The sequence below is a fragment of the Rickettsia endosymbiont of Orchestes rusci genome (assembly GCF_964030945.1).
Lineage (GTDB): Bacteria > Pseudomonadota > Alphaproteobacteria > Rickettsiales > Rickettsiaceae > Rickettsia.
Genome location: NZ_CAXIQG010000004.1, coordinates 727,986 through 754,885 on the forward strand (window position 1 = coordinate 727,986; position 26,900 = coordinate 754,885).

Genomic DNA, 26,900 nt, shown 5'->3' on the forward strand with positions numbered 1-26,900 from the left:
TCAGCTTTTCACAAAAAGTATTTGATCGGAACGGGCAGTTAATGCGTATTTCTCTCTCAAAAGATGATAAATATAGAATATATACATCGATTGACGCTGTACCCTCTCAATTCATAGAAGCGGTATTATTATATGAAGATAAATATTTTTATTTCCATCCCGGAATTAACCCTATTTCTTTATTTGAAGCTTTTTACTTTACCTATTTAAAAAACGGTCGAAAAATCGGCGCTTCCACTATCACCATGCAAGTAGCGCGTATAAGGTTCGGGATAAATTCCGGCACTATACTCGGCAAATTATACCAAATTATTAAAGCAATACATTTGGAGTTACATTATTCAAAAAACGAAATTTTAGAAGCGTATCTTAATTTAATTCCTTACGGCGGTAATATTGAAGGTGTCGCAGCTGCTAGCTATATTTATTTCGGACGTGAACTTAAAGATTTAAATTTACTGGATATTTTAAGTTTAGCCGTTATACCGCAAAATCCGGTAAAAAGGGGAGGAAACTGTAATTTGTTACAATCGATGGCACAAAAAGTTCTATATCCTTCCCCTTGCCCTCTATGTCATTCCCGTAAAAACGGGAATCCAGAACATTACAGTCATCCTGAATTTATTTCAGGATCTATTAATGAGATGCTGAAACAAGTTCAGCATGACAAAAAAAGCCTGGATTCCCGCCTTCGCGGGAATGACATAGAGGGCAACGGGAATGACATAAAGAATTGCAGAAATAACATAAAAAGAGCTAGACTCTATCTATTTTCTAAATGGCTAGAAACTCATCCACAAGATATTATTTACGATAAATTACTTAACTTACCCATAAAATTTAATCAAGCCAAAAACTTACCGTTTATAGCACCGCATTTTACTTTAGATATATTAGCACAAAATAATAGACCTCTTGCAGAATTCGCTTATAAAGAGGAATTTGAAGGATACACGAAACGCAGAACCGCAGCGTACTTAAATGTACGTGAGGATGAGGGATTAGGATCGACGTACAAATTACCTTTAGAAGTAGAGTTATGCAAGAGGTCTAATAGCATTAAAGATATTTTCACCACTATAGATAAGAATTTACAAACTATTTTAGAAACACAAATTCGACTATATATTAATGCTCACAAGCAATACGGCGTAACAAATGCCTCAGCTATGCTAGTAGACTTTACTAATATGGAGGTATTAGCAAGCGTCGGCTCCGGTGATTTTTTTAATACTGATATAAGCGGGCAAATAAACGGTACTAAATCCTACCGATCCCCAGGCTCAACTTTAAAGCCCTTCGTCTACGCTCTGGCTTTTGATCAATCCTTAATTCATCCTTTAACTTTATTAAAAGACTCTCCTATTAATTACGATAGCTATAAGCCGGAAAATTTTGATAGTAGTTTTACCGGCGGGGTAAGTGCCGGAGAGTCGTTAATAAAAAGCCGTAATATACCGGTAATATTTCTTGCCTCTAAATTAAAAAACCCTAACTTCTACGAATTTTTAGGACAAGCAAAAATTGCTAAATTACGAGAACCGGAAATATACGGCTTATCTATAGTACTCGGAGCAGTAGAGGTAAATATGGAAGAGCTAGTTACACTTTATGCCATGCTCGGCAATTTAGGTTCATATCAACCGTTAAAAAAGTTAATAGCGCCGAGACAGGAATTTATATACTCAAATGATCCTTCAAATTGGAATGTAAAACAAGGGGTGAACACGCACAGCCTATCCTTAATAGGTGAGCATGCGAATCCCCCGAAGTTTTGCAGAGCCAATTTGGAGGAGCAGAAGAGTATACTGTTGTCCAAAGAAGCAAGCTACTTAACGCTCGATATTTTAAAAGATACCGCCCGCCTGCATGCTTATAATAATATAGAACCAAGCTTGCCGGTATATTGGAAAACCGGTACTTCTAGCTCGTTTAGGGACGGTTTAGCGGTCGGTATATTCGGCAAATATGTGCTTGCCGTGTGGATCGGAGATTTTAAAGGTCAAGTTAGAGGATCGTTTACGGGAGTAGAAACTGCCGCTCCTTTATTTTTTAATATTATAAATGCGGTAATAAATAAAACCGAAGATAAAGATTTGATTCTTGATAAAGCAAAGGAGCTTGATATTACTAAGGTTAGTGTATGTGCCGATACCGGTGATATTTATAACGGTATGTGTCTAAGTAAAACCGATACTTGGTTTATTAAAGGCAAATCACCGATAAAACCGTCGGGAATATATAGGAAAATTTTAATAGATATCAATACCGGTATGCCGGCTTGTAGCTTTATAGAAGGACAAACCGAATATAGAATAGTAAATTTTTGGCCGACCGATTTACTGTCGGTATATAAAAAAGCCGGTATTCATTTGTTACCGAAACCTTTAGGCAAAAGCTATTGCGATAATTGTTGTAGTAATTTGGTAAATCAACACTATCAAAAACCGAAAATTACCTCTCCTATAAAAAATTCTGTTTATTCAATTAAAAATAGTGATAGGATAATCCTTGCGGCAACCGTTGATCCCGGTGTTTCCGATATTTTTTGGTTTGTTAACGATGAGTTAATAAATAGTGTTAAAGCCGATGAACCATTATTATGGCAAGCAAAAATCGGAGAATATATTATAAGGGTTATTGACAATAACGGTGAGAGCGATGCGGCAAGAATTAATTTTAAAGATTAAGAACATGAAGCATATAACAAAGGAACGATTACAATTAATAAAGCAAATTAATACTATATTTACCTCATTGACGGAAATTTATAACAAAACTGAAGAAATAACAGAAAAAGGGATTTTAGTATTAGGAGCTATAGGCGGCGGCAAAAGCGCTTTGGTAGCGTCATTAATTAACCATGAACTGAAAATTATTTATAATTCCGATAAAAAAGTCTATCAATTAGAAAATTTTAGTAATTCTGATTTAAAAATACATAACAACCCTTCTACAACGCCCAATATTCTTAATAAATATAAAATTGGCGATACTGTAATTTGGGATTGTCCGGGCTTTGAGATAAATAAGTATTCACCGAGAAATATAACTCAAATATTAATTAATCTTTTTTCTCTAAAGAGATTGTTTAAAGTTACTAACGAGTTGCAATTTATAATCGTCACTCCCGAATCTTCAATAACGGAAGAAAGCGGCGGATTCTATCTCATAATTGAAAAATTTACTAATATTTTTCTAAAGTCAGAGCTAGAAAAATTAAAAAATAGTGTGGCGTTAGTTATAACTAAAGGGGAAGCAGAATTAGAGAATATTAATGAATCAGTAAGAAATATTATAAACAAAAGCGATCCAACTATTCAGAAGTTTTTTAATAATTTGTCTTTGTCCGGGTCTTCATTTATTAAAATTTTTCATAAAATTCCTCAAGAAGCCGGGCTTTTTACTTCTAAAATAAAATTTGAAGATTTTAAGTTAGACGCCGTTAACGTAAAACTAAGACCTTTAAATTTTAGCCTTAACGGACATCAAAATATTATAAGTGAGCTATACACTAAAATAGAACTTAATATTGCTCAAATAAGTGGTATCATAACCCGTACTTTTGATGAAAAAAATTTTGATTATTATAAACCTGTCAATTGTCGTATATTTTTTGATGATTATGACAGTTTTATTAAAAAAATTTTATTACCGTCGGATAAAAATTATATTCTTCTGCCTTCCGCAAAAGCAAAATATTTTCAAGGGTTACAGCAGATATTTAAATTTCATAAGCTAATGGAAAAAAATAATGATAATCCTAAAAACTTGGTTATTGAGCTTTTAGATATTATCGAAAAATTTTCAGAAGAGCCGCAGCAGCAAGAGCAAATACATAATTATAGCTATATTCTTAAACAACAAACCGAATATTTATTATTTTTCGGAGAAATTTTAAAAGCCGCTCCTTCAGATTCAGATTATTTATTTAACCGCGTAATAAAGCATTGCAAAACAACAGTAAATAAAATTTTTATGCCTTTTATTAAAGACATAAAACTAAAAAAATCTATAGATGATAAATATTACGAAGAAGCTATATGGTGGTTAAATAAATATAAACCTCCTGAAGAAATAAACGAAACTAAAGCTTTAGCCCGTTTCAATATTGGCACGATTTATAGTAAGAAAGGAGAGCTTAGAAACGCATGGGATAATTTTAATCAGGCTCTTAATTATAATAAAAAACTAATTTTACCGTACAAAGAAATCGGTAATATATTAGAGCAACTAGCAATAAAACCTAACAAAAACGATGATTACTATAAGGTAACTTTAAATTTAGCAATAAAATATTATAAAATTGCCGACTATGATACCGGCATTTTGAAATGTTTTGAAGCACTAATAAAAAAGAATCCGAAAGACCCTGATTTATATATTCAAAAAGGAGATTATTTACTTACAAAAAAAATATATAGCGATGCTTTAAAGGCTTATTCTGCCGCTAAAGATATAACAGATAACTCATTTAAGCGGAATGATATAGCACTTAAAATACTAAAATTCGAGATATCTAAAACAGAACCCGCACCTATAATTGATTATGGTAATATTCACGTTGCTGAGATAGATAAAGCAGAGAGAGACTTGAATTTTGTTAAAATAACCGGTGATAATAACGCGAATTTAGGATAAGAACTTATCCTAAATTCGGTTCAAAAGCTGAATAATCAAGGGTAATACATTAACCCAAAAGATAGGCGTTGTTGCATGGCTCGAAAATTGCTATATTTTGGGTATTCTTTAAAAGTACCGCGATGTCATGCCGTGGCTTGACCACGGCATCCAGTCAGGCTTTTTAATTTTTTCTGGATACCGTGGTCAAGCCACGGTATGACAAGTTTTAAGCGATTTTAACCATCCATGCAACAACGCCCAAAAGATATCACCCAAGAGCAGTATACTTCAAGATTTGAATTTAGCTTTACGCAAATAATAAATCACGATTAAAGAAATAGCGAGTCCAAACCAGGTTAAAGCATATTCTAAATGATCGTTTCTAACATTTGCTAAATGATTCATCGATAAAGGAATAAGAATATCTAAATCACTAATATCTTTGCCGTCCAAAATTACATAAAAATTTTCTAACTTTAGCCCTAAAATGCTAGAAGCGCCTGCCAAATCCAAAGTAAACCAGACATTATTTTTTATGTCATTATCGGGGATAAAAGAGCGTGTTTTTTCGCTAGGCAACGTTACACCGATAATTTCGTGCATTTGCTCATTCGCGGCACTAGAAATAGCGTTTTTATGGCGATTACTAAACCAGCCGCGAGCTACTAAAATAATTTTACCGTTCATAGTCTTAAAAGGCGTCACTAAATAATAACCGTCTTTTTCCTTCGACATTGATCTACGCCCGTATAAATGCATATCTGCGTCGGCTAAAAAATGTCCGGTAATTTTTACTTTACGGTAAATTAAATTATCCTCTAAAGCATTTAAATCTACGGCAGGGCTAGTCAGATTATAATCCATAGCCTCTAGAAATAGTTTTTTTTCTTTTAAACGACTAAGCTGCCAAAAGCCAAGCGTTATCAATATAATAACCGTACATAAAGTAAAGAAATCTATAAAATTAAATCTTGAATTGTTAAATTTTTTGTTCACTTTATGCTAAATTTTATAAGTAAAAATATATTGTCGGATAAGATTTTAGTGGCGTTGTTGCATGGCTCCTAATTTATCGCATTATAGTTATTACAAGTACGGTGTCATACCGTGGCATGACCCCGAACGCTTTGCAAAAATTCGAGCCATGCAACAAGACCGATTTTAGTTTATTGTTTATTATTTGTCCATTTATTAGATATAATAACTATGAAACATAGAGGGCAAGAGTTTTTCCTTATTATAGTTATTACAAGTACGGTGTCATACCGTGGCATGACACCGAACGCTTTGCAAAAATTCGAGCCATGCAACAAAGCTTATATATTAAACGAAATACTACTTGCTAAAAATATAAAATTTACATTTGTTTTTTGCCGCTTCTAAATATAAAAAGATTACCGGCGTAATATATAAAGTTAATAATTGCGAGGTTAGTAATCCGCCAACCACCGCAAGACCCAAAGATTGCCGCTCGCCGCCGGTGGCTCCTAGTCCTAAAGCGATCGGTAACGCCCCCATTAAAGCCGCAAGCGTCGTCATCATAATCGGTCTAAATCTAACTAAACACGCTTCATAAATAATTTCTTTAGAAGTTTTATTACTAGTCTTTTGAATTTCTAGGGCAAAATCAATAATGATGATAGCGTTTTTCTTGACGATACCGATTAACATAATTAAACCGACAAACCCGTAAATATCAAGTTCTTTACGGAATAATACTAATGTGAGAAGAGCGCCGAAACCTGCAGTCGGTAAGCCTGCAAGAATAGTGATCGGGTGCAAAAAATTCTCATATAACATGCCAAGAACTATATAAATTAATATAGCGGCAAGCAGCATCAATAGCCCCATATCAGACAGAGAGGACTGAAAAGCCTGAACCGTTCCTTGAAAGCCTCCCGTTATGCTGGCGGGCATTTGCAACTCCTTTATAACCGCCTCCACTTGCGGCACCGCATAACTTAAAGAAAAACCCGGCTTGAGGTTAAAAGAAACCGTAACGGAAGGTAACTGCCCGAAATGAGAAATACTAAGCGGTCCGACGGTATTAATTATTTTGGCAACAGAAGCTAAAGGCACTAGGACATCGTTAGATGATTTAACATAAAGTAAAGATAGCATGGATGGATCCGTCTGATATTCCGGCGCGAGTTCTATAATCACAAAATATTGAGCGGTCGGAGTATAGAGGGTAGAAATTTGTTGCGCGCCGTAAGCACTATATAAAGTTGTTTGTATCTGTTCCAACGATACTCCAAGCTGCGCCGCTTTATACCTGTCGACTTCTAGTTTAGTTTGCGGTTGCGCGATTTGTAAATCCGAGGTCACGTCAAGAAAACCCGTTATTTTGCTAAGTTTTGTTTGGAGTTTCGGCACAAAATTAAATAACTCATCTTGATCGATGCCTTGCATCGTATATTGATACTGACTTTTTGTTGACTGCCCACCAATACTTAGCGTCGGAACATTTTGTATATAAACTTTTATGCCCGTTAGATTATTGAGCTTTGCCCGAAGTTCATTAATTACCTTATTAGAGCCGGGTCTTTGATCTCTCGGCTTGAGGCTTATAAACACCGTTCCTTGATTCATCGAAGAATTTCTCCCCGATGCACCGACCGAAGAAGCAAGCGCCTCAATATAAGGATTTTGCAGCACTATATCCGCAACCTGTTTTTGTAGATTTACCATCGCGTCAAAAGAAATACTTTGCGCGGTTTCCGTAGAAATTAATACTTGTCCTGAATCTTCATCCGGTAAGAAGCCTTTAGAGACGATAGTAAAAAGATAAATAGTTGCTAAAATCATGATAATAAACGCCAGCATCGTAGCTCTGCCGTAATCTATAACCGTTACCAGACTTTTTTGATATTTCTCTTTGATATATTCAAAGGCTTTTTCACTTATTCTTTCAGTTTTCTCGGATGATTCGTTATTCCTACCTTCTTTTAAAAACATATTACATAATACGGGGGTAATTGTAATAGAAATAATTCCTGAAAATAATATAGCCGAGGTTATAGTTACCGCAAATTCATTTAATAACCTGCCTAAAATTCCCCCCATTAATAATAAAGGTATAAAAACCGCTATTAGCGATAAAGTCATGGATATTACGGTAAAAACAATTTCTTTGGTGCCGTCTATCGTCGCTTGTAATTTACTTTGCCCGTTTTCTATATGCCTTGTTATGTTTTCTAGCACTACTATAGCATCATCGACAACAAACCCGACTGCTAACGTCATAGCCATAAGAGATAGGGTATCTATACTAAAATTTAGAATATACATAACCGAAAAGCTGCCTATTATCGACAAAGGCAATGTCAGGGCCGGTATAATAGTCGAAGAAAAATTATGGAGGAAAATGAATATAACGATTATCACCAGCAAAAGAGCTAGGAGTAGCGTAAATTGTACATCATGTACCGATTCTTTAATAGAGTCTGATCGATCAAATAAAATGTTTATATCAACTCCGGCAGGAATCTGCTGACGTAATGAAGGTAATATTTCTTTGATTGAATCGATAATCTCCAAAGTATTAGTGTTAGGCTGTTTCTGAATAGCCAAAATTATTCCGGGTTTATCATTATACCAAGCTGCTATTTTATTGTTAGCAACACTATCTATTGCCACGCCGATATTGTTAAGAAATAAAGGATTGCCATTACGATACATTAATATCAAATCATTATATTCTTGAGCATTTTGTAATTGCCCAGGGACTAAAATCGTCGAATAAATATCTTTCCCGTATAAAGCTCCGGTCGGCTGGTTAACATTACCTTGCATAATCGCATTCGCTACTTCCTCGATCCCTATCATATTAGCGGCTAGTTTACTCGGATCAAGCTGTACCCTTATTGCATATTGCTGCGAGCCGTATACTTGTACCTGCGCCACACCTGCCAACATTGAAAATCGTTGAGCAATGATTGTTTCCGCATAATAATCAACTTGGTATAACGGCATAGTATCGGAAGTTAAAGATAGGTAAAATATGGGAGCATCAGCCGGATTTACCTTGCGATAAGAAGGAGGGTTAGGCAAATCGGTAGGTAATTGCTTTGCTGCCGATGAAATAGCCGCCTGCACATCCTGCGCGGCAGCATCTATATTTCTATCTAAGGAAAATTGTAAGGTGATTTGCGTATTGCCGGAGGTGTTAATTGAGTTCATTGACTCAATATTAGCAATATTGGAAAATTGTTTTTCCAAAGGCAACGCAACAGAAGAAGCCATAGTAGACGGATCGGCACCGGGCAAGCTTACTGAAACCTGAATCGTCGGAAAATCAATATCCGGTAGCACGCTAATAGGCAGCAGCCTATAACTAAACACGCCAAATAATAAAATTGTGAACATGAATAAAGTAGTAAATACCGGACGCTTGATAAAGAACTCGGATATGTTCACAGCAATAACCAAATAATTTTTTAAAAAACGATGTCGTTCTTAGTAACGGTGCATGGGTATCGTCATTGCGAGCAACTGCAGGCGTTGTTGCATGGCTCTAAAAAAGTGCCGTGTGTCATTCTAGCTAAAAGCGGGAATCTAGGCTTTTCTTTGTCATGCTGAACTTGTTTCAGCATCTTTAGTAGATCCTGAAATAAATTCAGGATGACTTAAAAGTATTTTTCTGGATTCCCGTTTTCACGGGAATGACATCGAAAATTTGACCCATGCAACAATGCCCAACATCTCGGAGAATGGCATCTTCAGGCATTACTCCTCTTCTTCCTGAATAACTTTAGCATTCACCTGCGTACCATCAAATAAACGTAACTGCCCGTTGATAACTATCCGTTCCCCTTCTGCTAGTCCGGACGAAATAACCGTATAATTATCGTCGGCAAAATCTATTGTTACATCTCGGATATTAGCTTTATTATCCTCCTCGACAACAAACACATATGACCCTTGGTCGTTTATTTGCACGGCTTTATTCGGAACTATTAAAGCATCGGTTTTATTATTAATATTTAACAATATCCGCACAAACTGACCAGGCCATAGCAGCTCTTCACTATTGGGAAATAGGGCTTTTAGCTTAATAGTACCGCTCAAAATATCGATAGTATTGTCGATAAATACAATCTCGCCGTCGGTAATTTCTTCGCCTAGTGCGGTTTTAAGCGTAATAGGCACTTTGGATTTTTGCAGCAAGCTTAAATATTGTGCCGGCACTGAAAAACTTATATAGATCGGGGAAATTGTATTAATTACTACCAAATTTGTTATATTTGCTTGTACTAAATTGCCCTCATCAAGCAAAATTTCACCGAGTCGCCCGCTAATAGGGGCAGTTATTTTGCTATATTCAATTTGTAATTTAGCATCCTCAATTAAGGCTTCATCGGCATCGGTAGCAGCTTTAAAGACATTCATATTGGTTAGCATCTGCATATATTGCTCTTCAGATACGGCGTTTTCAGCAAATAAATTACGATAACGCAACTCTTCTTTTTGGGCATTTTCAAATTGAGCTTGATCTCGCAATAAATTTGCTTCCGCTTCCTCTAAATTATATTGAAAACTCCTCGGATCAATTTCAAATAAAATTTCTCCGGCTTGTGCTAATTCCCCGTCTTTAAAATTTACTTTGATTATTTGCCCCGTAACTAAAGGTTTTACTTCTACGCTTTTATAGCTTTCAGTAAGACCCGCTAGCTCTATCATATGTAACATATCTTTCTTTGTGACTAGCACAATATCAACCGGCGCCCCTACCGAAATGATTTTTTTACCGGTGATATGATCACGAATAAACCAGATAATTACGGTCAGTATTAGCAAAGCTAATAAGATTAGCAATAAACTTTGTTTTATTAGTTTGATCATAATTATACCCTATAAAAATCGTCATTGCGAGCGACCAAAAGCCTTGTTGCACGGCTCTAAAAAAGTGCCGTATGTCATTCCCGCCTTCGGGCTTTGTTGCATGGCTCAATATTTTTGCAAAGCAACTAGATGACACCATACTTGTAATAACCGTAATACAGTAAATTTTTGTACTAATTTTTTCCTGGATTGCCGCTCTAGACTACAGCTAAATTCAGAAAGATTTAGACAAGATGAATTTAAAGGTGAGCCTGCGCAGCGTACTAGAGTACGTGAGCACAGGCGAATCCAGAAAAATTCACTTGTATCAACCTTTCTGAATGACGCTGTACGCCCTCCTCGCAATGACGATCGACCTCTCTCGGCTTTTCTCCATCACCACTCACCTCCTAACGCATGAAAAAGATTCACTGCCGCATTTAAGCGATTAAGCTTAATAGTTACGCCGCTAATTTGTGCTTGCAGCACGCTTTGCTCGGCATTTAATACATCTAAGTAATTGGCAATACCCTGGCGTTGACGTTGTTTTATCAGCCTTGCGGAAGTCTCTAAGGCTTTCTCGTTTCTTTGCCAAATATTAAAATTATCTTCCGAAGTTTTCTGCGCCGAAAGAGCGTCCATAACTTCCCGAAAAGCAACAGCGACAATATTCCGATATTGGATTACATATTGTTCTTGCGTTATCTTAGCAATTTGAACATTTGCTTTAATTCGACCGAAATCAATTATCGGCATAGCGGAACTGCCCCCGATTTGCCAACTATGCGCCGAATCGTTAAAAAGTTTAGCAGCTTTATTACTCCCTAACCCCAATAATCCCGTTAATGATAAATTCGGAAAATAGGTCGCCCGCACTACACCGATATTGCTATTCGCCGCAATTAAATTCTGCTCAGCCGCTCGTATATCGGGACGCTGCTCTAACAGCTTTGACGGTAGTATTTCCGGAACCATCGGAGCAACTAATTTATCAATAGTTTGATTATGATTAAAGCTACCGTTAACTATATCTTTAGGAGTTCTCCCTAATAGAATTTCCAGAGCGTGTTTTTGCTCCTGTAATTGCTGCCGCAAAATCGGTAATTCAGATTCGGTAACCGTTAGTAACGATTGTGCCTGACTTAAATCTATTTCGTTACTAGTTCCTGCTAAGAAAAGCTTGTTATTTAGTTCGTATATTTTCTTTTGTATAGTAATTAAGTGACTCGTTAGATATATTTGTTTATGCAAAGCAAGCAAATTAAAATAGGCTATCGCCGTGTTGGTAGCGACGCTTTGCCGTACTGCCTGCTTATTCTCTTCGGCTGAAACTAATAAAGCCTGCGCAGCTTTATCGGCATTTGCCGCTGCACCCCATAAATCAATTTCATAGTTTAATACACTAGCTAAGCTAAAATTATTAACTATATTGTGATTGATATTATTATTTTTAGAATTAACTTGCTTACTGTTTTTTGTCCTATTAGCCGAACCTTGCAAATTAATTTGCGGAAATCTTTGAGCATTATTAAGATTTAATTGTGCTTGAGCTTGCGCGACATTCGTCATGGCGATAAGTATATCGGAATTGGCGTTTAGCGATTCGGTAATTAAAGCCTCCAGATCAGGATCATTGAATTTAGTCCACCACTGACTTTGTTGGGCTATAACTTCTTTCTTTTCAATATAAGATTTATCAAAGCTATCGGGTAATTCTATCGCCGGCTTTTTATAATTAGGTGCTAATTGACAACTAAATAATGATACCGATAGTAATATAAAGAGTAAGATAGAGACCTGATTCATAACCTTTATAATTCTATAAATTAATAAAAGATTAAGATAACATTATTTATTAAGCAAGTTTTTTACCTTTATCATTAAATATTAGTTTAAAGATAGTGTTAATAATAAAACTTTTTTTTAAGGGAGTTGTGAGATATAGCAAAGATTATTAAGTTAACCCCAACTATGTATAAGTTTTAGCTTAAAAACTTATACATAGTTGATAATAATTTTACCGTTAAAGAAATGATTTTTATTTACTACAGCTAAATTCAGAAAGGTCTAGACAAGATAAATTTAAAGACGAGCCTGCGCTAGCCGTTAATAATACGTGAGTACAGGCAAATTCAGAAAAATTCACTTGTATCAAGCTTGGCGTTGTTGCATGGCTACCGGAATCGTCATTGCGAGGAGGCATTTATGCCGACGAGGTAATCCAGGAAAAAATAGCAAAAAATGCTATGAAACTTATTATTTTCTAGATTGCCGCACTCCTTCCAGTCGCAGCTTTGTTGCATGGCTCTAAAAAAGTGCCGTATGTCATTCTAGCTAAAGGCCATAACTGTCCGAAGTTGAAAAATAAATAGAGAAACTGTTTGAGTTTTTCACTCTATTATATATAGATGTTACGCAGGTATAGATTGAAAAAGGTAAAAAAATTATATAATTTCTAAGCTTTAAAAATGTATGTAGAGATAAGAATTGCAGGACAAACTATTAGATATTTATACAGATTACTTAATTAGTCAAAATAAGTACGCCACGGCAACAGGGTTATCGGAATTATTATCGGGAGAGCTTAGCCATGATCAAATCACTAGATTTTTACATAGTGGGGAGTACGGTTCTAAAGAGCTATGGTCGTATGTTAAAGGATTAGTTAGACAGCAGGATAAAGTAGATGAGGGAGTTTTAATTATTGACGATTCAGTTGAAGAGAAAGCATATACGGATGAAAACGAAATAATTTGTTGGCATTACTCTCATGCTAAAGGTAGGCATGTAAAGGGTATTAATTTACTATCATGTTTAATCCGTTATGGCGATATCAGTGTCCCTGTAGGTTATGAAGTTATAAAAAAAGATATTAAATTTTGTGATGTAGAAACCAGACGTGAAAAACGTAAATCAAGTAGTAATAAAAACGAATTATTTCGCCAATTAGTCAAACAAGCTATTAAAAATGACATAAGCTTTGCTTACGTTCTTGCGGATAATTGGTTTTCGTCAAAGGAAACAATAAAGTTTATTCACTATGAATGCCGTAAAAAATTTATTTTAGGTATTAAATCCAATAGAACAATAGCTATTTCTGCACAAGATAAGCAACTAGGAAACTTTAAACGTATTGAATCATTAAATATGCAAGATAATACTACTTTAACGGTTTGGATTAAAGAAGTTGATTTTCCGGTCAAACTACTCAAAAAAGTTTTCACAAACGAGAACGGCAAACAAGGTATATTATACTTGATTACCAATGATTTAAGCCTAGAAGTTCCATATTTCTACGAACTCTATCAAAAACGGTGGCGTATCGAAGAATATCACAAATCAATAAAGCAAAATGCTAGTTTGGCAAAGTCTCCGACTAAAGTTATTCGTTCACAATGTAACCATATTTTTTCTGTACTAATAGCTTACTGTAAATTGGAAAAACTTAAAATAAAAACTCACCTTAACCATTTTGCTATAAAATATAAGCTACTTGTAAAAGCTAATCAAATGGCATTTCAGCAATTAAAAAATATGGCGGCAAATATACCTATTTGATAAATACTGCGTAACATCAGCTCTTTATTTAAACGTTCGTACACTAGTGGGCTTGACCACGGTATCCAGAAAAAATTAAAAAGCCTGACTGGATGCCGTGGTCAAGCCACGGCATGACAGATTCATTTTAACCTTATACTATTCTTCATAGGCGAAGCAATAAAACTAACTAAAATAATTTGATCTTCAAAAATATTTATATCCTTACTAGCTAGTAAAAAAAGCATTTGTTTGGTAATACCGTAATCAGAGCGTTGAGTTAGGGCATTTGATTCGCCGATATTTTTTATTTCTCTCATTAAATCTAGCGGACTTTCAAACTCTAAGCCGATATTTTCATAATCAATAATTACCTCTAGAAAACCTGCTCCCGCCAATAACAAAGGCATATGATCAAAATGGATGAAAGGCGAAATATGAGGAGAATGATTATAAGCAGTACTTATCTCCACTTCAATTAGCCGATTACGTAAATTTTTAAAACTTCCGCCTCCGACAAAATTACCGTCGGGTTTTAGGAATTTTCTAATATTAAATAAAAATTTTTGTATGTCGTTTATCCAGTTCAACCCCAAAGAATAAGTTATTAAATCAAAAGAAGATTCACTAAATTCTAATTTTTCTTCATCGATTAATAATTTATGATCATGAACACAGGAATCTAATAACGAAGCCGACATATCGGTAGCGGTAATTTTAGCATTCGGATAATTTATTTTTAACAAATTAGTTAAATAACCCGTGCGACAACCGATATCTAAAATATGACAAAAATCTTTCTCAATTATTTTTAGCCGCTCAATTATATCTTCCGCCGAATGCTTAATGAATAGACTTTTATCAATAGCGTCTTTAGCGTTATTACGGTTAATTTTTAATTTATTTCGATCAAATATATTAGTAGCCTTATTGTTAATCACTTTTAAATAACGGTAGAGAAATATCACTATCATATTTTTTTCTGGAATGTCGGCGATGCATTTTGTTATCAAACCCTTTCATCTTATTTAAAAATTCTTCCTGCCTTTTAAAATGAATATTCGGCGAAGTAACTTTATAATTATGAATATTGCTATCTTTATAATTATAATTCTCTTCACAAAACTTTAAAAAACTCGAAATTACTAAATCTGTTTTAGTAGCAGGCTCTTCGGCAAAACAATGGGTAGAGAAACTAGCCGGATTATTATGCTTTAGATAATATTGTTCGTATTGTTTATGAATTTTCTTTTCTTTTTTTATTTGTTTTTCTGAAAAAGATAATTTCTTTTCAAAATGAGAGTTAAATATATCGGCGTAATCACTCCACGGTAATATTATTATCCTTTGCTCATCTAAGTTTTGTGCTACCTGCCGGTTATTCTCATTAACATTAGCGTTAGCACTAACCGTATATAATAATAAAAAATATATTATTATTCTAATAGTCATAATATCCTCAAGAATTAGAATTTATTTTTACCGGTATGGGTATCATAATACTACTCCTATATTTCTTATTACCACTAAAAAGTGATTTTTTTTGTGCCTTACTGTTATTAGTAAATTTACTAAAATTTTCGCTCTCTTTTATAGCGGTTATATCTTCTACTACCCCATCATTGATGTAATTACTTAATGAAGCTTTATATAATGCCATGTTACTAGCAATTTTTACTACATCCTGCTTATATTTATTACCCAAAGAATGAGTAGCTGAATGATAATGCGCGATAGCCTTATGCCAGCTTCCTAACCGGTCATATTTTGAGCGCAAGACTCGGCACCGTATTTAACGTTTTTAGCCGGATCAAATGCTTGATCAAGCGAATCAAACGCCTCTAAATGGTGTTTAAGGTTGATTTGCATACAACCCACGTCAATATTTTCTTTGCCTTTAATAATTTGTTTTTTTACAAATATTACCGCTTCTTTTTTACTATTAAAATAATATCCTTTGCCCCCGGCATTGACAGTCCACGGCCACACTACGCTAATTTTATGTTCTTTATGCTTCTTCCCTGATTCTTTTAAGGCTATTGAATGTAAAGTATTGGCAGGAATATTGAATTTCCTTTCAAAATAAGGAAAAAGTTTTGAACATTTGTTAGATTCGGCAATTTCTACATCGGCAAGAGCATAAACTGCAGATAACAAACGAAAAGATAAGAATAATGATATAAATAAGCGTACCGGCATTATATTCTTAAATAATATTATTACATTGCACAGCGTCATCTCGATCGCTTGATACAAGCGAATTTTTCTGGATTCGCCTGTGCTCACGTATTATTTTATACGCTGCGCAGGCTCACCTTTAAATTCATCTTGTCTAAATCTTTCTGAATTTAGCTGTAGAATGAAGACTATAGTAAACTAGTTTGATACATTGTCAAAAAAAATTAGTATTAAAAGCTTTTCTTAAAAGTAAATTGATTATTGACTGATTTGTTAAAAATGTTTATTATCTCCGGTAAATATAATAATATATGCGCATAGGTTAATAATTATGAAAGTCGTAAGCTCATTGAAATCTTTGAAGAAAAGGGATAAAGATTGCCAAATCGTTAAAAGAAGAGGAAAAGTTTTTGTAATAAATAAGAAAAATAAAAGATTTAAAGCGAAACAAGGTTAATCAATCTAATATCTAAGCGAAATGGCCGGTCACTCAAAGTTTAAAAATATTCAACATCGTAAAGGCGCTCAAGATAAAAAGAGAGCTAAGGTTTTTACTAAATTAATTCGTGAGATAGTCACCGCCGTTAAAGCAGGTTCCGCCGACCCGAACAACAACCCGCGTCTTAGAAGCGCTTTAACTTCGGCACGCAGTCAAAATTTACCTAAGGAAAGAATAGACAAAGCTATTAATAGTGCAGCCGATTCAGCTAATACCGAAAATTATACCGAAATACGTTATGAGGGTTTTGCCCCCGGCGGTATTGCGATAATAGTCGAAGCCTTAACCGATAATAAAAACCGCACGGCTGCCGAAGTGCGTTCAGCCTTCACTAAATTCGGCGGTAATCTCGGAGAAACCGGTAGCGTGAGTTATTTATTTAATCATTTAGGCGTTATACAATATCCGCTAAATATTGCATCTATTGAAAATATTTTAGAGATAGCTATCGAGGCCGGCGCAACTGATGTAAATTCCGATGAGGAATTTCACTCTATTTATACCGATATTGAAAATTTTTCTCATATCCTTGAATATTTAACTAATAAATACGGAATACCTGAGGAATCGTATATCGGATGGATGCCGTTAAATACCGTAATTATTGACGACACCGAAAGAGCCGAAAAACTATTAAAGTTTATTGAGATTTTAGAAGAAAGCGATGATGTTCAAAGAGTTTTCGGTAATTACGAATTATCGGATAATATTTATGAAATTCTTCAAGGATACTAATGGATTATCAAATAATTATTTTAGCTGCCGGTAACGGCAGCCGAATGAAATCGGATTTGCCTAAAGCGATGCACCCTATCGGCGATACGCCAATGATTGAAATGGTATTGCGCAATTCCACGCAAGTAACTAATGACATTATTCTTGTTTACTCGGAACAATTAAAAAAATATTTAGCACCTTATCAGGATATATGCCGATTTGCTCTGCAAGAAGAGCCACTCGGTACGGCTCACGCGGTATATTCCGCTTTAAATTTAATTGACGATAATAAAATAATAGCTATATTATACGGTGATCATCCGTTAATTACACCTAAAGTTATTAAAGAGCTAATTAATCACTTGGAGTTAACTAATTCAGCCGTCACAACCTTAAGTTTTGAGAGAGACAACCCGGCACAGTGTGGGCGGATAATTACCGACGAGCAGGGAAATTTTTTAAAAATAGTCGAATTTAAAGAAGCAACTGAGGAAGAAAAAAAGATTAAACATTGTAATTCAGGCGTGATGGCTTTTGCGCCCGGTATATTAAAAAAATACTTACCGGAATGCGTACTAAAAACACGCGAAGAGAAAAAAGAATTTTACCTTACGGAAATAGTTAAAATATGCAAAAATCACGACGAAAAAGTATCTTACTTATTGTCGGAAGATTATAATTTAATTATAGGAGTGAATACTCAAGAAGAATTAGAAGAAGCAAATAATATATTTTTACATAAAAAGTAAAAAACCTCGTTATTGCGAGCCGATATTGTTTGCGTAAAACGATAAAATATTCCTGATGTCATTCCCGCGGAAGCATGGCGTTGTTGCTGGGATCGAATTTTTGCAAAAGCGTTCGGTGTCATGCCGAGGCCCCTCTCACGGCATCCAGTCTTTTTATTAAGGCTTTTTCTGGATACCGTGGGAGGGGCCTCGGTATGACACCATACTTGTAATAACTATAATGCGGTAAATTATGAGCCATGCAACAACGCCCATAGACAATTATTGCGTGGATTGAAAATTGCCTCAAAAAAGATGTCATTCCTGCGGAAGCGTATGGGTGTCAACTTAAGCGAAAAGGTCCATGGGGTCCGTCATTGCGAGGAGGGACGAAGTCCCGACGCGGCAATCTAGGCTATCCAAAATGTAATGATGGATTTAATTAGAATGCCAAAAAGTTTATAAGATGGCAAGTTTAGCATAAATATTAATCCGGATTGCAGCAATGCTTCACGGCTCCTCGCAAGGCAATGCCCGCGTGGATATACTAAACGTCATTGCGAACCGGCGTTGTTGCATGGCTCGAATTTTTGATGTCATTCTAGCTAAAAGCGGGAATCCAGAAAATTATAGTCATCCTGAATTTATTTCAGTATCTTTTTCAAGAGATGCTGAAACAAGTTCAGCATGACAAAGTAAAGCCTGGATTCCCACCTTCGCAGGAATGACATCGAAAATTCGAGCCACTCAACAATCTTCCTCGTAATAACGATTTTTTCTTTTGGAGAGGTGGCCGAGTGGTTTAAGGCGCTCGCCTGGAAAGCGTGTTCACGGCAACGTGTCAGGGGTTCAAATCCCCTCCTCTCCGCCACGTGGGACAGTTGGCTACTTCTTGGAGTTTATCGAACGGGAAACGCAGAGAGTAATGCACCTTGCAGCCCTTCAGCTCTAGGTTCGAGAATATGAAATTTAAAAATTCACGTTTTTCGGAAATCGTCGAACCTTTAAAAATTTCGTATGCATTTGTCGTTACATTTATAAAATCTAAAAGCTTTTTGGAAAGCTTATCGTCTATACCGTCATAACTCTTAATTAACTCGCTTAATTCACATTGACGCTCTTTTAATTGCGATTTCTTACGTAAAAACTCCTCTCTAGTTAAAACACCATCTGCTACTAAATCTACTAACGAATCAAGCTTATTTTGAATCTTGGTATGTTCTTCTCTTAATGCCTTTACTTCACCGCTCATTTCATCAGCTCTGCCTCGGTTAATATCTTTTAAATAGTCCATAGTTTGTTTAAGTATTTCAGGGTCTTTAATCTTTAAGCTCTTAAGTATATCCTCAACTTGCTCTATTACTTCGTCCTCTCTAACTTCCATTGCTTTCGTTGGCTCTTCGGGCTTCCAAGTACGTAAATAATTCCATTCCGATACTTTGCCACTTTTATATTTCTTTACTGCGGTGTAGCTTGTAACTACTTTACCGGTAATGGCACATTTTAATATACCCCTAAACAAAAATTCTTTACTTCTATATTGAAAAGGTTTTTTATTCCAGCCCATCCTAACAGCCTCACATGCTTTAAATGTTTCTTTTGTAATAATAGTCTCGTGACAATGTGGTAATATTTCCCCTTTAAAGCGCATTTCACCATAGTAAAAAGGATTCTGTATTAGCCTATGAATCACTGACTTTGCTATAGGTTGCCCTGTTTTAGTACGTAAACCCCATGCTTTCGCTTTGATTACTAATTGCCCTAGAGTATAGTTACCTGTTGCATATTCTTCAAATAATTTTTTAATTATAGGTGCATTAATAGGATCAGGTACTACTACCCCTCTACCTCTTTCATCCCTTGCGTTTAAGTAACCAAAAGGAGCATATGCAAACCATTCCCCATATACTTCCACTTTATGTTTTAAACTCTTTTTAACAGTTTCACTTAATAAATCGGTTTGAGATTTAGCAAAAACAACTCCTATTCCCCACATAAAAAATTGATGAGAACTTGCATTTTGATCAATAACGTACCCCTCACTATTAAAATGTAGTTCTAATCTACCTTGTTTTATAAGCTCATCTAGTATTGGTGTTTCGGTTTGCCTACGTTGTAAACGATCTACCTTGTCTATAATAAGCGCTATCGGCTCACGTTGTTTTTTTATACATTTTATTACTTCCATGAATTGTTTACGATCACCTCTGCTTGATGACTCAACTATTTTAAAACGCTCTACAACTTGTAAATTTTTTCGTTCACAATATTTTTCTAATCTATCTTCTTGTACTTCTAACGAATAACCGTCTTCTTGATCTCTAGACGATACCCTTGACAATATTATTGCTTTTATTGCTTTATTACTCATATTATTTTACCTCCTGTTTTGTATTTTTGCCTTTATAACATTCCAAGGTATATTTAAGGGCAAAAGCAGCGACATTTAAAAAGTCATTTTGAGGAAAATCCGAGTTATAAAGTTTTAATTCTTGGCTGGATTTTCGGTACATATCGACCTTTATTAATTTGGTCAGTGATAAAGTACCGAGTACTGCAAAAAGTATTATACTGTGAGGGATATTTAATAATTTATCTTCAACTAGGGCAGTAACCGATCCGACAGGCTCGCACATCATCTCATCAATTAATTTATGTAAAATAGGATAATCAAACGATCCTTTATGTTCTATGATTTTTAACAATGTAAAATTATGTCGGTGGCAGTAGTCAGTAATGAGGTTTTGGCGGTGTTTGCGGCTTGCAGAATTTGAAAGAGGCTTAAGAAAGATTATTATTTTTTTGATAGTGATCATATTGGTTTACCCCGTTTTGATTAAACTTATTGAGTTAAGTTTTAACCACCACAGATTTTAACCTATGGTGGTCGGGGAAGTAGAAAACCGCACAAAGACAGTCACAATAGGTTTTAGGTTTAAAGCTGGGCTTTAATCCCTGGACATGCCTACCATCTCCCCGAGTGTGCCAAGAATGCAGAATCAGAAGAAGAGGATGCAATGCTGTATTTGACATGGTGGAAGGTCCACCGGAATCGAGCTGGTATGAGCAGATTCCAAACAACCTTAAGCTGCTGTATTCTAAGGAATATGGTAGTGAGCGTTAAGGAAAAGGCCCGCAAGGGTCATGTGAGATTTATGTAGGTAAACGAAAGTGAATTGCTGTAATTAAGTGTCGAAAGACGGTTAAGTTCTCTGTCAAAACCTTTGGCTTTTGGGGGCTGAAGGGATAAGTTAGCTAACTGTCATACAATAGTTGAGCTATCGGCGAGCGGCACAGGAGGCAGTACGAACATAAATTAGGGTCAGATACGGAACTTGGGAATCAATAGCACTTTCCAGCTATTGAGGCAGATGCAGTTGTAGTAGTGAAGAAGCTTCTGTAATGGAAGTGGAGCGAAGGGCTGCATGTGGAGCGACATAATAAAATTAACAACTAAGCTAATTAAAGAAGGATTAATTAATATTATGTCAAAGAGGTACAACATAACTCAAGAGGAAGTCGACGAAGCGTGGAAAGCGGTGCGTCGAGCAGGCGGAGGTTGCGGGATATTGAGGTGGTACCCTTTGTCTAGACAAATTTTTTAAATTTTAGAGGTGTAATTCTCCTTTATTAATGTATTGGTTTTTCAAAGTAAAGTTTGCATTTTCTATGTCATATAGCCTCTTGGTAATTTTCTAGTTTTTCTGCAAAATGTATCATTTTAGGTGTCTTATATTCAAGCGATTGATGAGGTCTTTGCTTATTATAAAATTCTATATAATCTCTGATAGCTATCTTTGCTTCACGTACCGTTTCAAGATCAAAACGATAAATCTTCTCTTGTTTCAAAGATCTCCAAAAACGTTCAATAAATACATTATCTAAGGCTCTGCCTTTGCCGTCCATACTAATAGCTATGCCTTGTTGCTCAAGTATTTGAGTAAAATCTTTTGATGTAAACTGTACTCCCTGATCCGTATTAAAAATGTCAGGCTTGCCATGTATAGATATTGCTTCATTTAGAGCTTCAATACAAAAATCATTTTCTAAACTAATCGACACCCGCCAACTCAAAATATAACGACTATACCAATCCATTATAGCAACCAAATATACAAAACCTTGCTTTAATCTTATGTAAGTAATATCTGCACAGTAAACTTGATTGGAGCAAACCACCTCTATATTATTTAATAGATATGGGTATACTTTATGAGCCTGATTCCTACGGCTTAAATTAATTTTTGGGTATACTGCTTCAATACCAAGTATTTTATAATATTTTCTTATCATCTTACGACTAACATTTAACCCTTCCGATTTTAGGACATGAGACATTCTTCTAGTACCATAATAGGGATGCTCTGTAAAAATCTCATCAATTCTGTTCAGTACTCTATACTCCTTATCATCTAAGGTATTCCTAGCTCGGTAATAGTAACTTGAGCGGTTTAAATCTAAAAGTTCGCATTGTCTTGCTATGGTTAATTTTGAAGCATAACTTATCATTTTTTTCCTAACCTCTAAATCCAAAGATACTAGATTTTTTTTTGAGCCAGTCTCTTTCAACTGTTAACTGGCCTATTTGCTCAAATAATGATTTAATTAAATCTTCTTGGCCGGTATCTTGTTGTTTAGATTTCGATTTAAATCCAGAAACCATAAAATCTAAAGCTTCTTTCTTCCATTTATAAATCTGATTAGCGTGAACACCATATTTGCTGGTAATTTGAGCTATAGTCATTTCTCCAGATATTGCTTCAATTGCTATTTTTGCTTTTTCTTCTGCGCTATATTTTTTAACTTGTTTTTTCATTTTTTGCTCCTTTTCCTAGGAGATATTATACCTACTTTTCTCTATTTTCTTGTCTAGTTTTTGGGTACCATTATAGTTCAAGCTTTTCAATAAAATCTGTTAATTTTTGCGGTAATTCTACTTGTGACTCTGCAAAAGTTGTACGGCACAACAACAGTGCTATTATACTAAAAAATATGGTAAAAAAATTTTTCAAGCTGGTACTCGTGAATAATAAATTAGTTAGAATTGCATACAACTACTAGTATATTTCATACTTGCAATATAGTAAAGTGTACATATTATATACTCGTCTGATTTGAAAAACATTGAAATAAAGATATGATTAAACCTGGTATCTATAAACATTACAAGGGTAACCAGTATAAAGTAATCGGCATTGCTAAACATACTGAAACAGAGGAAGAACTAGTTGTCTATCAAGCTTTATATGATGATTTTGCTCTATGGGTTCGCCCGCTTAGCATGTTTAATGAAATAGTTTTAGCAGACGGAAAACAAGTTCCAAGGTTTAAGTTTATTACACAACTAATAACTAAAGAGCATGCGCCTCAACTTTTAACTGTAACCCTAGAATAGTTAACAAAGAGCCAATATTGTCAAAACTAGGATTACCTTTACTAGAGAGCATTTTATATATATGCTGCCTATTGATATGTGCTTCTTTAGATACTTTTGTTATTCCTCCTCTAGCTATGATAATAGCCTTGCATGGCTAGAATTTTTGCAAAGCAATCCGGTGTCATCTAGTTGCTTGACCAGCATTGTTGCGTGAATAATTAAAGCACGTTCTATGTCATTCCCGCCTTTAGCCATAACTGTCCGAAGTTAAAAAATTAAGATTATTAAATAGTACTTTTTTTGCCGTTAATGCTAAAAATACTACTATTTTGATATATAATAGAGTGAAAAACTCAAACAGTTTCTCTATTTATTTTTCAACTTCGGACAGTTATGGCCTTTAGCTAGAATGACATCGAAAATTCGAGCCATGCAACAAAGCTATCTTACCCCGTCATTGCGAGGAGGGACGTAGTCCCGACACGGCAATCAAGTATAAACATATTTTTATACTAAACTTGTTTAGTATTCTAATTAAATCCCTCATTACATTCGGGATAGCCTGGATTGCCACAGCCACTTCGTGGCTTCGCAATGACGAGTTTTTTATTAATTTTCAAGCCATGCAACAAATATCGCTACATTCCAATATATCGTTATGAATTTTTCATTTTTAAAGCTATTCGGCCATATTGGATATGATAATAAAATTGTCGACATTATTAGTACGGAATGATAAATAAAATTATAAATCTCTTTATAATGAATTCTTAAATTTTCAGGTATGGTATAAAGGGAAGAATAAGTAGAGGCTATTATAAAAATTCCCAGATAAGTGTAAGTGATTTCTTCTCGCGGTAAATTATTAGTACAAAATCTTAATATATTAAATTCCTTAATATTCGTAATAAAATTTTGTATTTTACGTTTCCGCTCCATTCTAAATACTAGTAAAGGCAGAGGAATTTTTACTCCCACCCATCCGCCCGGTTGCTTTAGCACATAATGGCTAGCGAATAAGAAAATCATATTCATAAAAGTAGCGGGTACTACCCCTACAATATCCGTATTCGGAGAAATATATCTCCATAGAATCGTTGAGATAAAGCCGGCTGCCATACCTATTAAAACCGATTTAGAAGAGCTACGAAATCCTAATACCGCAAAAATTATCGGCATTGCAACAATAGGTATATAAAGTTCTTTAACTATTATAAGTAAATCAAATAAATTATTAGAATATAACGCCGCTATAATCGCAAATATCCCGACCGCTACCGCAGATAATTGAGAAGAAAATAGTTCATTCTTTTTAACCCATTTTATTCCAAGTGGAGTACAAAAATCATGGGCAAATATTACTGATGCAGAATTTATATAAGAATCCGCCGTTGACATTAACATGGCAACTATCCCTATTAAAGCAAATCCCTTAAAACCCGGATAAGTATAATTATCGATAATATAGCTTAATAAACTATCTGCTGCTATATCATTTTTAACGGATAATAATAAAATTGCTATCCAATCCATAAATAGATAAATAACTATTAGAATTATACCGGAAATAAAAAAAGACTTTCTTATTTGTTTGGTATTTTTAGCCATGGAAACTCGTTGGAACATTGCCGGATCAAAACATATCGGTTGTGCAAACAAAATAAAAAGCGTTATTAAACTCCAAAAATGCGGATTGCTATAGCTAAATACTTCTTTAAAATCAAAGGCTGAATTATAAGTAATCGTATCAAATACAATTTCCGGATTATGCAGAGTTCCCCAAATTACCAATGCTAGAATCGGTATAAAAGCACCGAAAGTAAGAAATTGGATAATATCGGTAAAAGTAACCGCTTTTATGCCGCCGCCGGCTGAATAGATAATTACTACCATACCGCTAATGATAGTGGCATAGATACTATTTATTCCGAAAAAATAACTTAAAATTGTTGAAGCTACCTTAAATTGCATAGCAACGGCACCGGCCGTTATAGCAATACTGCAAATCCCCGTGATAATCCTGACATTTTTACCGAAAAGATTACCCATAGCTTCGGCAATAGATAAGGTACCCAAAAATTCCGCCATTCTTGGGGCTAAAAAATATGCCGTTATAAAAAAAGCCGATATCTCTCCGACATTTAAAAATATATAAGCTAAACCGTCGCTATAAGTTTTAGATAAAGTTAAAGAGAAAAAACCGCCGCCGATAAAAGTTGCAATAATAGTCGCAACAATAGTCGGAGTAGAAAAATTCCTATCCCCTACCGCATATTCTTTTATAGTTTTAATATTGCGGCCGTAATATATGCCGATACCTAAATTAACGGCTAGAAAGCCGAGAAAAATAACAATATCTAAATTACTCATTATTACATCTTTTTTTAATTAAGCTTTACCTGGGTAGTTATTATAATTATACAAAAAAATAATTCTACTAATAATTTTATTAGTAATAACAGATTTAAATTAAATATTATTTTTATATGGTATTTTAGTCAAAATTTATTTATAATAATATTAACTAAAAAGCTTAGTATTACTATTTTTGTTGAAAAGTTATCGCTTTTTCTAAACAATTAAATTTTAGTTGTTAAACCCGCTTTTTAATAAACCCTTGAAAATAGTAGCTTTTGATAATATTATTTTTCTGTTTATAAATTTTTAGTTATATAATTTTAAAAAATTAGATTTATTATAATTGCTTGCTTTCAATGAGTATTACAAAATAATAATTGCTTAACAACTAAAATAATTAATATAAAGGAGGTATGTTTGGTTGATATTATTACTTGCCTTCTTCATGAGGATTTACTTAAACACGGCATAAAAGCAGAAATATCCGGTAGAATTAAAGAACCTGAATCTATCTTAAGGAAAATAATAAGAAAAGAAACTACTTTAGAACAATTAACTGATATTATTGCATTCCGAGTCATAGTAGCAGATAAAAAGGAATGTTATAAAGCGCGCGATATTATTTATAAGCTTTATAATGTGGATTTACAAAAAAGCAAAAATTTCATCGATAGCCCTAAAGAAAACGGCTATCAATCTTTACATATCGTAATTGAGATTAACCCTTATAAACGAAAAATAGAAATACAAATACGTACAGTAGAAATGCATGAACAAGCGGAAACAGGCAAATCGGCGCATTGGCAATATAAATTTGAGAATGAAGAAAAATTTCAAAGGATTGGTAACGGTAGTATTTTATTAAGAAAAGTATACGAAGCTATAAAACAAAATAATTGCACGGAAAACGACCTACTAGCTTATGAAAAAGCATTAAGAGCTACATTAAATTATATGGTTTGTCACATTCAAGATGAACTTTAAAGTATGTCATTCTAGCTAAAAGCGGGAATCTAGAAAAAAGTATAAAAGTCATCCTGAATTTATTTCAGGATATACT

General features: G+C 34.6%; 29 protein-coding genes, 1 tRNA gene and 4 pseudogenes. 15 read left to right on the top strand and 19 right to left on the bottom strand.

Annotated features, from left to right (window positions below; genetic code table 11):
• Window positions 1-41 precede the first annotated feature (41 nt).
• The 3 genes and pseudogenes from AAHM91_RS07735 to AAHM91_RS07740 form a co-directional block, all read left to right on the top strand.
• Window positions 42-1,877: pseudogene (locus AAHM91_RS07735) on the top strand (transglycosylase domain-containing protein); the annotation flags it as partial.
• 396 nt (window positions 1,878-2,273) lie between these two features.
• A complete protein-coding gene (locus AAHM91_RS10960) occupies window positions 2,274-2,690 on the top strand; it encodes a bifunctional penicillin-binding protein 1C (protein ID WP_410526172.1) in 417 nt (138 codons plus the stop codon).
• Between the two features lie 4 nt (window positions 2,691-2,694).
• Complete coding sequence (locus AAHM91_RS07740) at window positions 2,695-4,641, top strand: tetratricopeptide repeat protein (protein ID WP_342270414.1); 1,947 nt, start codon at window positions 2,695-2,697, stop codon at window positions 4,639-4,641.
• A 270-nt stretch (window positions 4,642-4,911) separates the two neighbouring features.
• On the opposite strand, the gene AAHM91_RS07745 is transcribed toward AAHM91_RS07740, so the two are convergent.
• Complete coding sequence (locus tag AAHM91_RS07745) at window positions 4,912-5,583, bottom strand: SURF1 family protein (RefSeq protein WP_253310059.1); 672 nt, start codon at window positions 5,581-5,583, stop codon at window positions 4,912-4,914.
• A gap of 246 nt (window positions 5,584-5,829) precedes the next feature.
• On the opposite strand from AAHM91_RS07745, the gene AAHM91_RS07750 reads away from it, so the two are divergent.
• Window positions 5,830-6,006 (top strand): hypothetical protein, encoded by a 177-nt coding sequence (locus tag AAHM91_RS07750; protein ID WP_342270415.1) that lies wholly within the window; start codon window positions 5,830-5,832, stop codon window positions 6,004-6,006.
• Here the strand turns inward: AAHM91_RS07750 and AAHM91_RS07755 are convergent.
• Both AAHM91_RS07755 and AAHM91_RS07760 read right to left on the bottom strand, forming a co-directional pair.
• Entirely contained in the window at window positions 5,959-9,042 is a 3,084-nt protein-coding gene (locus AAHM91_RS07755) for an efflux RND transporter permease subunit (protein ID WP_342257059.1), read from the bottom strand. The two genes, AAHM91_RS07750 and AAHM91_RS07755, sit on opposite strands and share 48 nt — an antisense overlap.
• A 309-nt stretch (window positions 9,043-9,351) precedes the next feature.
• Complete coding sequence (locus AAHM91_RS07760) at window positions 9,352-10,467, bottom strand: efflux RND transporter periplasmic adaptor subunit (RefSeq protein WP_342270416.1); 1,116 nt, start codon at window positions 10,465-10,467, stop codon at window positions 9,352-9,354.
• Between AAHM91_RS07760 and AAHM91_RS07765 the strand changes: the two genes are divergently transcribed.
• Entirely contained in the window at window positions 10,460-10,600 is a 141-nt protein-coding gene (locus AAHM91_RS07765; protein ID WP_342270417.1) for a hypothetical protein, read from the top strand. The two genes, AAHM91_RS07760 and AAHM91_RS07765, sit on opposite strands and share 8 nt — an antisense overlap.
• Before the next feature lie 42 nt (window positions 10,601-10,642).
• Window positions 10,643-10,798 (top strand): annotated as a pseudogene (locus AAHM91_RS07770) (palindromic element RPE3 domain-containing protein); the annotation flags it as partial.
• A 44-nt stretch (window positions 10,799-10,842) separates the two neighbouring features.
• Here the strand turns inward: AAHM91_RS07770 and AAHM91_RS07775 are convergent.
• Together AAHM91_RS07775 and AAHM91_RS07780 are read right to left on the bottom strand one after the other, a co-directional pair.
• The gene (locus AAHM91_RS07775; protein ID WP_342270418.1) at window positions 10,843-12,252 is read right to left on the bottom strand and encodes an efflux transporter outer membrane subunit; all 1,410 of its coding nucleotides are present in this window, start codon (window positions 12,250-12,252) and stop codon (window positions 10,843-10,845) included.
• A gap of 232 nt (window positions 12,253-12,484) precedes the next feature.
• The gene (locus AAHM91_RS07780; RefSeq protein ID WP_342270419.1) at window positions 12,485-12,649 is read right to left on the bottom strand and encodes a hypothetical protein; all 165 of its coding nucleotides are present in this window, start codon (window positions 12,647-12,649) and stop codon (window positions 12,485-12,487) included.
• Here AAHM91_RS07780 and AAHM91_RS07785 point away from each other — a divergent pair.
• Window positions 12,617-12,757: a hypothetical protein gene (locus AAHM91_RS07785; protein WP_342270420.1), complete on the top strand. Its 141-nt coding sequence runs from the start codon at window positions 12,617-12,619 to the stop codon at window positions 12,755-12,757. The two genes, AAHM91_RS07780 and AAHM91_RS07785, sit on opposite strands and share 33 nt — an antisense overlap.
• Before the next feature lie 176 nt (window positions 12,758-12,933).
• Window positions 12,934-14,004 carry an IS701 family transposase gene (locus AAHM91_RS07790; RefSeq protein WP_342269493.1) on the top strand — a complete coding sequence of 357 codons (1,071 nt, stop codon included), beginning with the start codon at window positions 12,934-12,936 and terminating at the stop codon, window positions 14,002-14,004.
• 122 nt (window positions 14,005-14,126) lie between these two features.
• Here the strand turns inward: AAHM91_RS07790 and AAHM91_RS07795 are convergent, their stop codons facing one another.
• From AAHM91_RS07795 to AAHM91_RS07810, 4 genes and pseudogenes are all read right to left on the bottom strand, one after another.
• Window positions 14,127-14,810 (bottom strand): methyltransferase domain-containing protein, encoded by a 684-nt coding sequence (locus AAHM91_RS07795; RefSeq protein WP_410526173.1) that lies wholly within the window; start codon window positions 14,808-14,810, stop codon window positions 14,127-14,129.
• Window positions 14,811-14,916: 106 nt separating this feature from the next.
• Window positions 14,917-15,435, bottom strand: a complete 519-nt coding sequence (locus AAHM91_RS07800; protein WP_341792888.1) for a DUF2532 domain-containing protein — start codon at window positions 15,433-15,435, stop codon at window positions 14,917-14,919.
• A 7-nt stretch (window positions 15,436-15,442) separates the two neighbouring features.
• Window positions 15,443-16,182, bottom strand: a pseudogene (locus AAHM91_RS07805) (lytic transglycosylase domain-containing protein).
• Between the two features lie 19 nt (window positions 16,183-16,201).
• A pseudogene (locus AAHM91_RS07810) lies at window positions 16,202-16,353 on the bottom strand (palindromic element RPE3 domain-containing protein); the annotation flags it as partial.
• A gap of 139 nt (window positions 16,354-16,492) precedes the next feature.
• Here AAHM91_RS07810 and ykgO point away from each other — a divergent pair.
• From ykgO to AAHM91_RS07825, 3 genes are read left to right on the top strand one after another with little or no spacing between them, the layout of a single operon-like run.
• Entirely contained in the window at window positions 16,493-16,618 is a 126-nt protein-coding gene (gene ykgO / locus AAHM91_RS07815; protein ID WP_253308650.1) for a type B 50S ribosomal protein L36, read from the top strand.
• Window positions 16,619-16,639: 21 nt separating this feature from the next.
• Window positions 16,640-17,395, top strand: a complete 756-nt coding sequence (locus AAHM91_RS07820) for a YebC/PmpR family DNA-binding transcriptional regulator (RefSeq protein WP_253308649.1) — start codon at window positions 16,640-16,642, stop codon at window positions 17,393-17,395.
• Window positions 17,395-18,126: a sugar phosphate nucleotidyltransferase gene (locus AAHM91_RS07825; RefSeq protein WP_341792890.1), complete on the top strand. Its 732-nt coding sequence runs from the start codon at window positions 17,395-17,397 to the stop codon at window positions 18,124-18,126. Before AAHM91_RS07820 ends, AAHM91_RS07825 begins: the two co-directional genes overlap by 1 nt.
• Here the strand turns inward: AAHM91_RS07825 and AAHM91_RS07830 are convergent.
• Both AAHM91_RS07830 and AAHM91_RS07835 read right to left on the bottom strand, forming a co-directional pair.
• Window positions 18,078-18,248 (bottom strand): hypothetical protein, encoded by a 171-nt coding sequence (locus tag AAHM91_RS07830; RefSeq protein ID WP_342270421.1) that lies wholly within the window; start codon window positions 18,246-18,248, stop codon window positions 18,078-18,080. The two genes, AAHM91_RS07825 and AAHM91_RS07830, sit on opposite strands and share 49 nt — an antisense overlap.
• On the bottom strand, window positions 18,245-18,427 hold the full coding sequence (locus tag AAHM91_RS07835) for a hypothetical protein (protein WP_342270422.1): 183 nt from the start codon (window positions 18,425-18,427) through the stop codon (window positions 18,245-18,247). Before AAHM91_RS07835 ends, AAHM91_RS07830 begins: the two co-directional genes overlap by 4 nt.
• Before the next feature lie 461 nt (window positions 18,428-18,888).
• Here AAHM91_RS07835 and AAHM91_RS07840 point away from each other — a divergent pair.
• Window positions 18,889-18,976: transfer RNA gene (locus AAHM91_RS07840), tRNA-Ser, on the top strand.
• On the opposite strand, the gene AAHM91_RS07845 is transcribed toward AAHM91_RS07840, so the two are convergent.
• Together AAHM91_RS07845 and AAHM91_RS07850 are read right to left on the bottom strand one after the other, a co-directional pair.
• Window positions 18,947-20,476 (bottom strand): recombinase family protein, encoded by a 1,530-nt coding sequence (locus tag AAHM91_RS07845; protein WP_342270423.1) that lies wholly within the window; start codon window positions 20,474-20,476, stop codon window positions 18,947-18,949. The two genes, AAHM91_RS07840 and AAHM91_RS07845, sit on opposite strands and share 30 nt — an antisense overlap.
• Before the next feature lies 1 nt (window position 20,477).
• Window positions 20,478-20,810, bottom strand: coding sequence for a hypothetical protein (locus tag AAHM91_RS07850; RefSeq protein ID WP_342270424.1), 333 nt, complete (start codon window positions 20,808-20,810; stop codon window positions 20,478-20,480).
• 720 nt (window positions 20,811-21,530) lie between these two features.
• Between AAHM91_RS07850 and AAHM91_RS07855 the strand changes: the two genes are divergently transcribed.
• A complete protein-coding gene (locus tag AAHM91_RS07855; protein ID WP_342270425.1) occupies window positions 21,531-21,710 on the top strand; it encodes a hypothetical protein in 180 nt (59 codons plus the stop codon).
• A gap of 67 nt (window positions 21,711-21,777) precedes the next feature.
• Here AAHM91_RS07855 and AAHM91_RS07860 read toward each other — a convergent pair whose 3' ends face one another.
• Window positions 21,778-22,614 (bottom strand): IS3 family transposase, encoded by an 837-nt coding sequence (locus tag AAHM91_RS07860; protein WP_342269489.1) that lies wholly within the window; start codon window positions 22,612-22,614, stop codon window positions 21,778-21,780.
• A gap of 7 nt (window positions 22,615-22,621) precedes the next feature.
• Window positions 22,622-22,921, bottom strand: a complete 300-nt coding sequence (locus AAHM91_RS07865; protein WP_045812944.1) for a transposase — start codon at window positions 22,919-22,921, stop codon at window positions 22,622-22,624.
• 321 nt (window positions 22,922-23,242) lie between these two features.
• Here AAHM91_RS07865 and AAHM91_RS07870 point away from each other — a divergent pair, with 321 nt between their 5' ends.
• The gene (locus AAHM91_RS07870) at window positions 23,243-23,500 is read left to right on the top strand and encodes a DUF1653 domain-containing protein (RefSeq protein ID WP_342270426.1); all 258 of its coding nucleotides are present in this window, start codon (window positions 23,243-23,245) and stop codon (window positions 23,498-23,500) included.
• Here the strand turns inward: AAHM91_RS07870 and AAHM91_RS07875 are convergent.
• The 4 genes from AAHM91_RS07875 to AAHM91_RS07890 all read right to left on the bottom strand — a co-directional run bounded on the left by AAHM91_RS07875 (window position 23,457) and on the right by AAHM91_RS07890 (window position 25,852).
• Window positions 23,457-23,552 (bottom strand): hypothetical protein, encoded by a 96-nt coding sequence (locus tag AAHM91_RS07875; protein WP_342270427.1) that lies wholly within the window; start codon window positions 23,550-23,552, stop codon window positions 23,457-23,459. The genes AAHM91_RS07870 and AAHM91_RS07875 overlap by 44 nt on opposite strands.
• 62 nt (window positions 23,553-23,614) lie before the next feature.
• Window positions 23,615-23,737 (bottom strand): hypothetical protein, encoded by a 123-nt coding sequence (locus AAHM91_RS07880; protein ID WP_342270428.1) that lies wholly within the window; start codon window positions 23,735-23,737, stop codon window positions 23,615-23,617.
• Window positions 23,738-23,936: 199 nt separating this feature from the next.
• Window positions 23,937-24,077: a hypothetical protein gene (locus AAHM91_RS07885; protein WP_342270429.1), complete on the bottom strand. Its 141-nt coding sequence runs from the start codon at window positions 24,075-24,077 to the stop codon at window positions 23,937-23,939.
• A 14-nt stretch (window positions 24,078-24,091) separates the two neighbouring features.
• The gene (locus AAHM91_RS07890; protein ID WP_342270430.1) at window positions 24,092-25,852 is read right to left on the bottom strand and encodes a sodium:solute symporter family protein; all 1,761 of its coding nucleotides are present in this window, start codon (window positions 25,850-25,852) and stop codon (window positions 24,092-24,094) included.
• Window positions 25,853-26,257: 405 nt separating this feature from the next.
• On the opposite strand from AAHM91_RS07890, the gene AAHM91_RS07895 reads away from it, so the two are divergent.
• On the top strand, window positions 26,258-26,824 hold the full coding sequence (locus tag AAHM91_RS07895; protein WP_253308615.1) for a nucleotidyltransferase family protein: 567 nt from the start codon (window positions 26,258-26,260) through the stop codon (window positions 26,822-26,824).
• The last annotated feature ends 76 nt before the right edge of the window (window positions 26,825-26,900 follow it).

Excerpts from the sequence above, each read along its gene's own strand:
- AAHM91_RS10960 (WP_410526172.1), top strand. The coding sequence starts at position 2,274 with ATGCCGGCTTGTAGCTTTATAGAAGGACAAACCGAATATAGAATAGTA.
- AAHM91_RS07740 (WP_342270414.1), top strand. The coding sequence starts at position 2,695 with ATGAAGCATATAACAAAGGAACGATTACAATTAATAAAGCAAATTAAT.
- AAHM91_RS07750 (WP_342270415.1), top strand. The coding sequence starts at position 5,830 with ATGAAACATAGAGGGCAAGAGTTTTTCCTTATTATAGTTATTACAAGT.
- AAHM91_RS07760 (WP_342270416.1), bottom strand. The coding sequence starts at position 10,467 with ATGATCAAACTAATAAAACAAAGTTTATTGCTAATCTTATTAGCTTTG.
- AAHM91_RS07775 (WP_342270418.1), bottom strand. The coding sequence starts at position 12,252 with ATGAATCAGGTCTCTATCTTACTCTTTATATTACTATCGGTATCATTA.
- AAHM91_RS07785 (WP_342270420.1), top strand. The coding sequence starts at position 12,617 with ATGGCTACCGGAATCGTCATTGCGAGGAGGCATTTATGCCGACGAGGT.
- AAHM91_RS07780 (WP_342270419.1), bottom strand. The coding sequence starts at position 12,649 with ATGCCTCCTCGCAATGACGATTCCGGTAGCCATGCAACAACGCCAAGC.
- AAHM91_RS07800 (WP_341792888.1), bottom strand. The coding sequence starts at position 15,435 with ATGACTATTAGAATAATAATATATTTTTTATTATTATATACGGTTAGT.
- ykgO (WP_253308650.1), top strand. The coding sequence starts at position 16,493 with ATGAAAGTCGTAAGCTCATTGAAATCTTTGAAGAAAAGGGATAAAGAT.
- AAHM91_RS07820 (WP_253308649.1), top strand. The coding sequence starts at position 16,640 with ATGGCCGGTCACTCAAAGTTTAAAAATATTCAACATCGTAAAGGCGCT.
- AAHM91_RS07825 (WP_341792890.1), top strand. The coding sequence starts at position 17,395 with ATGGATTATCAAATAATTATTTTAGCTGCCGGTAACGGCAGCCGAATG.
- AAHM91_RS07830 (WP_342270421.1), bottom strand. The coding sequence starts at position 18,248 with ATGACACCGAACGCTTTTGCAAAAATTCGATCCCAGCAACAACGCCAT.
- AAHM91_RS07835 (WP_342270422.1), bottom strand. The coding sequence starts at position 18,427 with ATGACATCTTTTTTGAGGCAATTTTCAATCCACGCAATAATTGTCTAT.
- AAHM91_RS07845 (WP_342270423.1), bottom strand. The coding sequence starts at position 20,476 with ATGAGTAATAAAGCAATAAAAGCAATAATATTGTCAAGGGTATCGTCT.
- AAHM91_RS07855 (WP_342270425.1), top strand. The coding sequence starts at position 21,531 with ATGTGGAGCGACATAATAAAATTAACAACTAAGCTAATTAAAGAAGGA.
- AAHM91_RS07860 (WP_342269489.1), bottom strand. The coding sequence starts at position 22,614 with ATGATAAGTTATGCTTCAAAATTAACCATAGCAAGACAATGCGAACTT.
- AAHM91_RS07865 (WP_045812944.1), bottom strand. The coding sequence starts at position 22,921 with ATGAAAAAACAAGTTAAAAAATATAGCGCAGAAGAAAAAGCAAAAATA.
- AAHM91_RS07870 (WP_342270426.1), top strand. The coding sequence starts at position 23,243 with ATGATTAAACCTGGTATCTATAAACATTACAAGGGTAACCAGTATAAA.
- AAHM91_RS07875 (WP_342270427.1), bottom strand. The coding sequence starts at position 23,552 with ATGCTCTCTAGTAAAGGTAATCCTAGTTTTGACAATATTGGCTCTTTG.
- AAHM91_RS07880 (WP_342270428.1), bottom strand. The coding sequence starts at position 23,737 with ATGGCTAAAGGCGGGAATGACATAGAACGTGCTTTAATTATTCACGCA.
- AAHM91_RS07890 (WP_342270430.1), bottom strand. The coding sequence starts at position 25,852 with ATGAGTAATTTAGATATTGTTATTTTTCTCGGCTTTCTAGCCGTTAAT.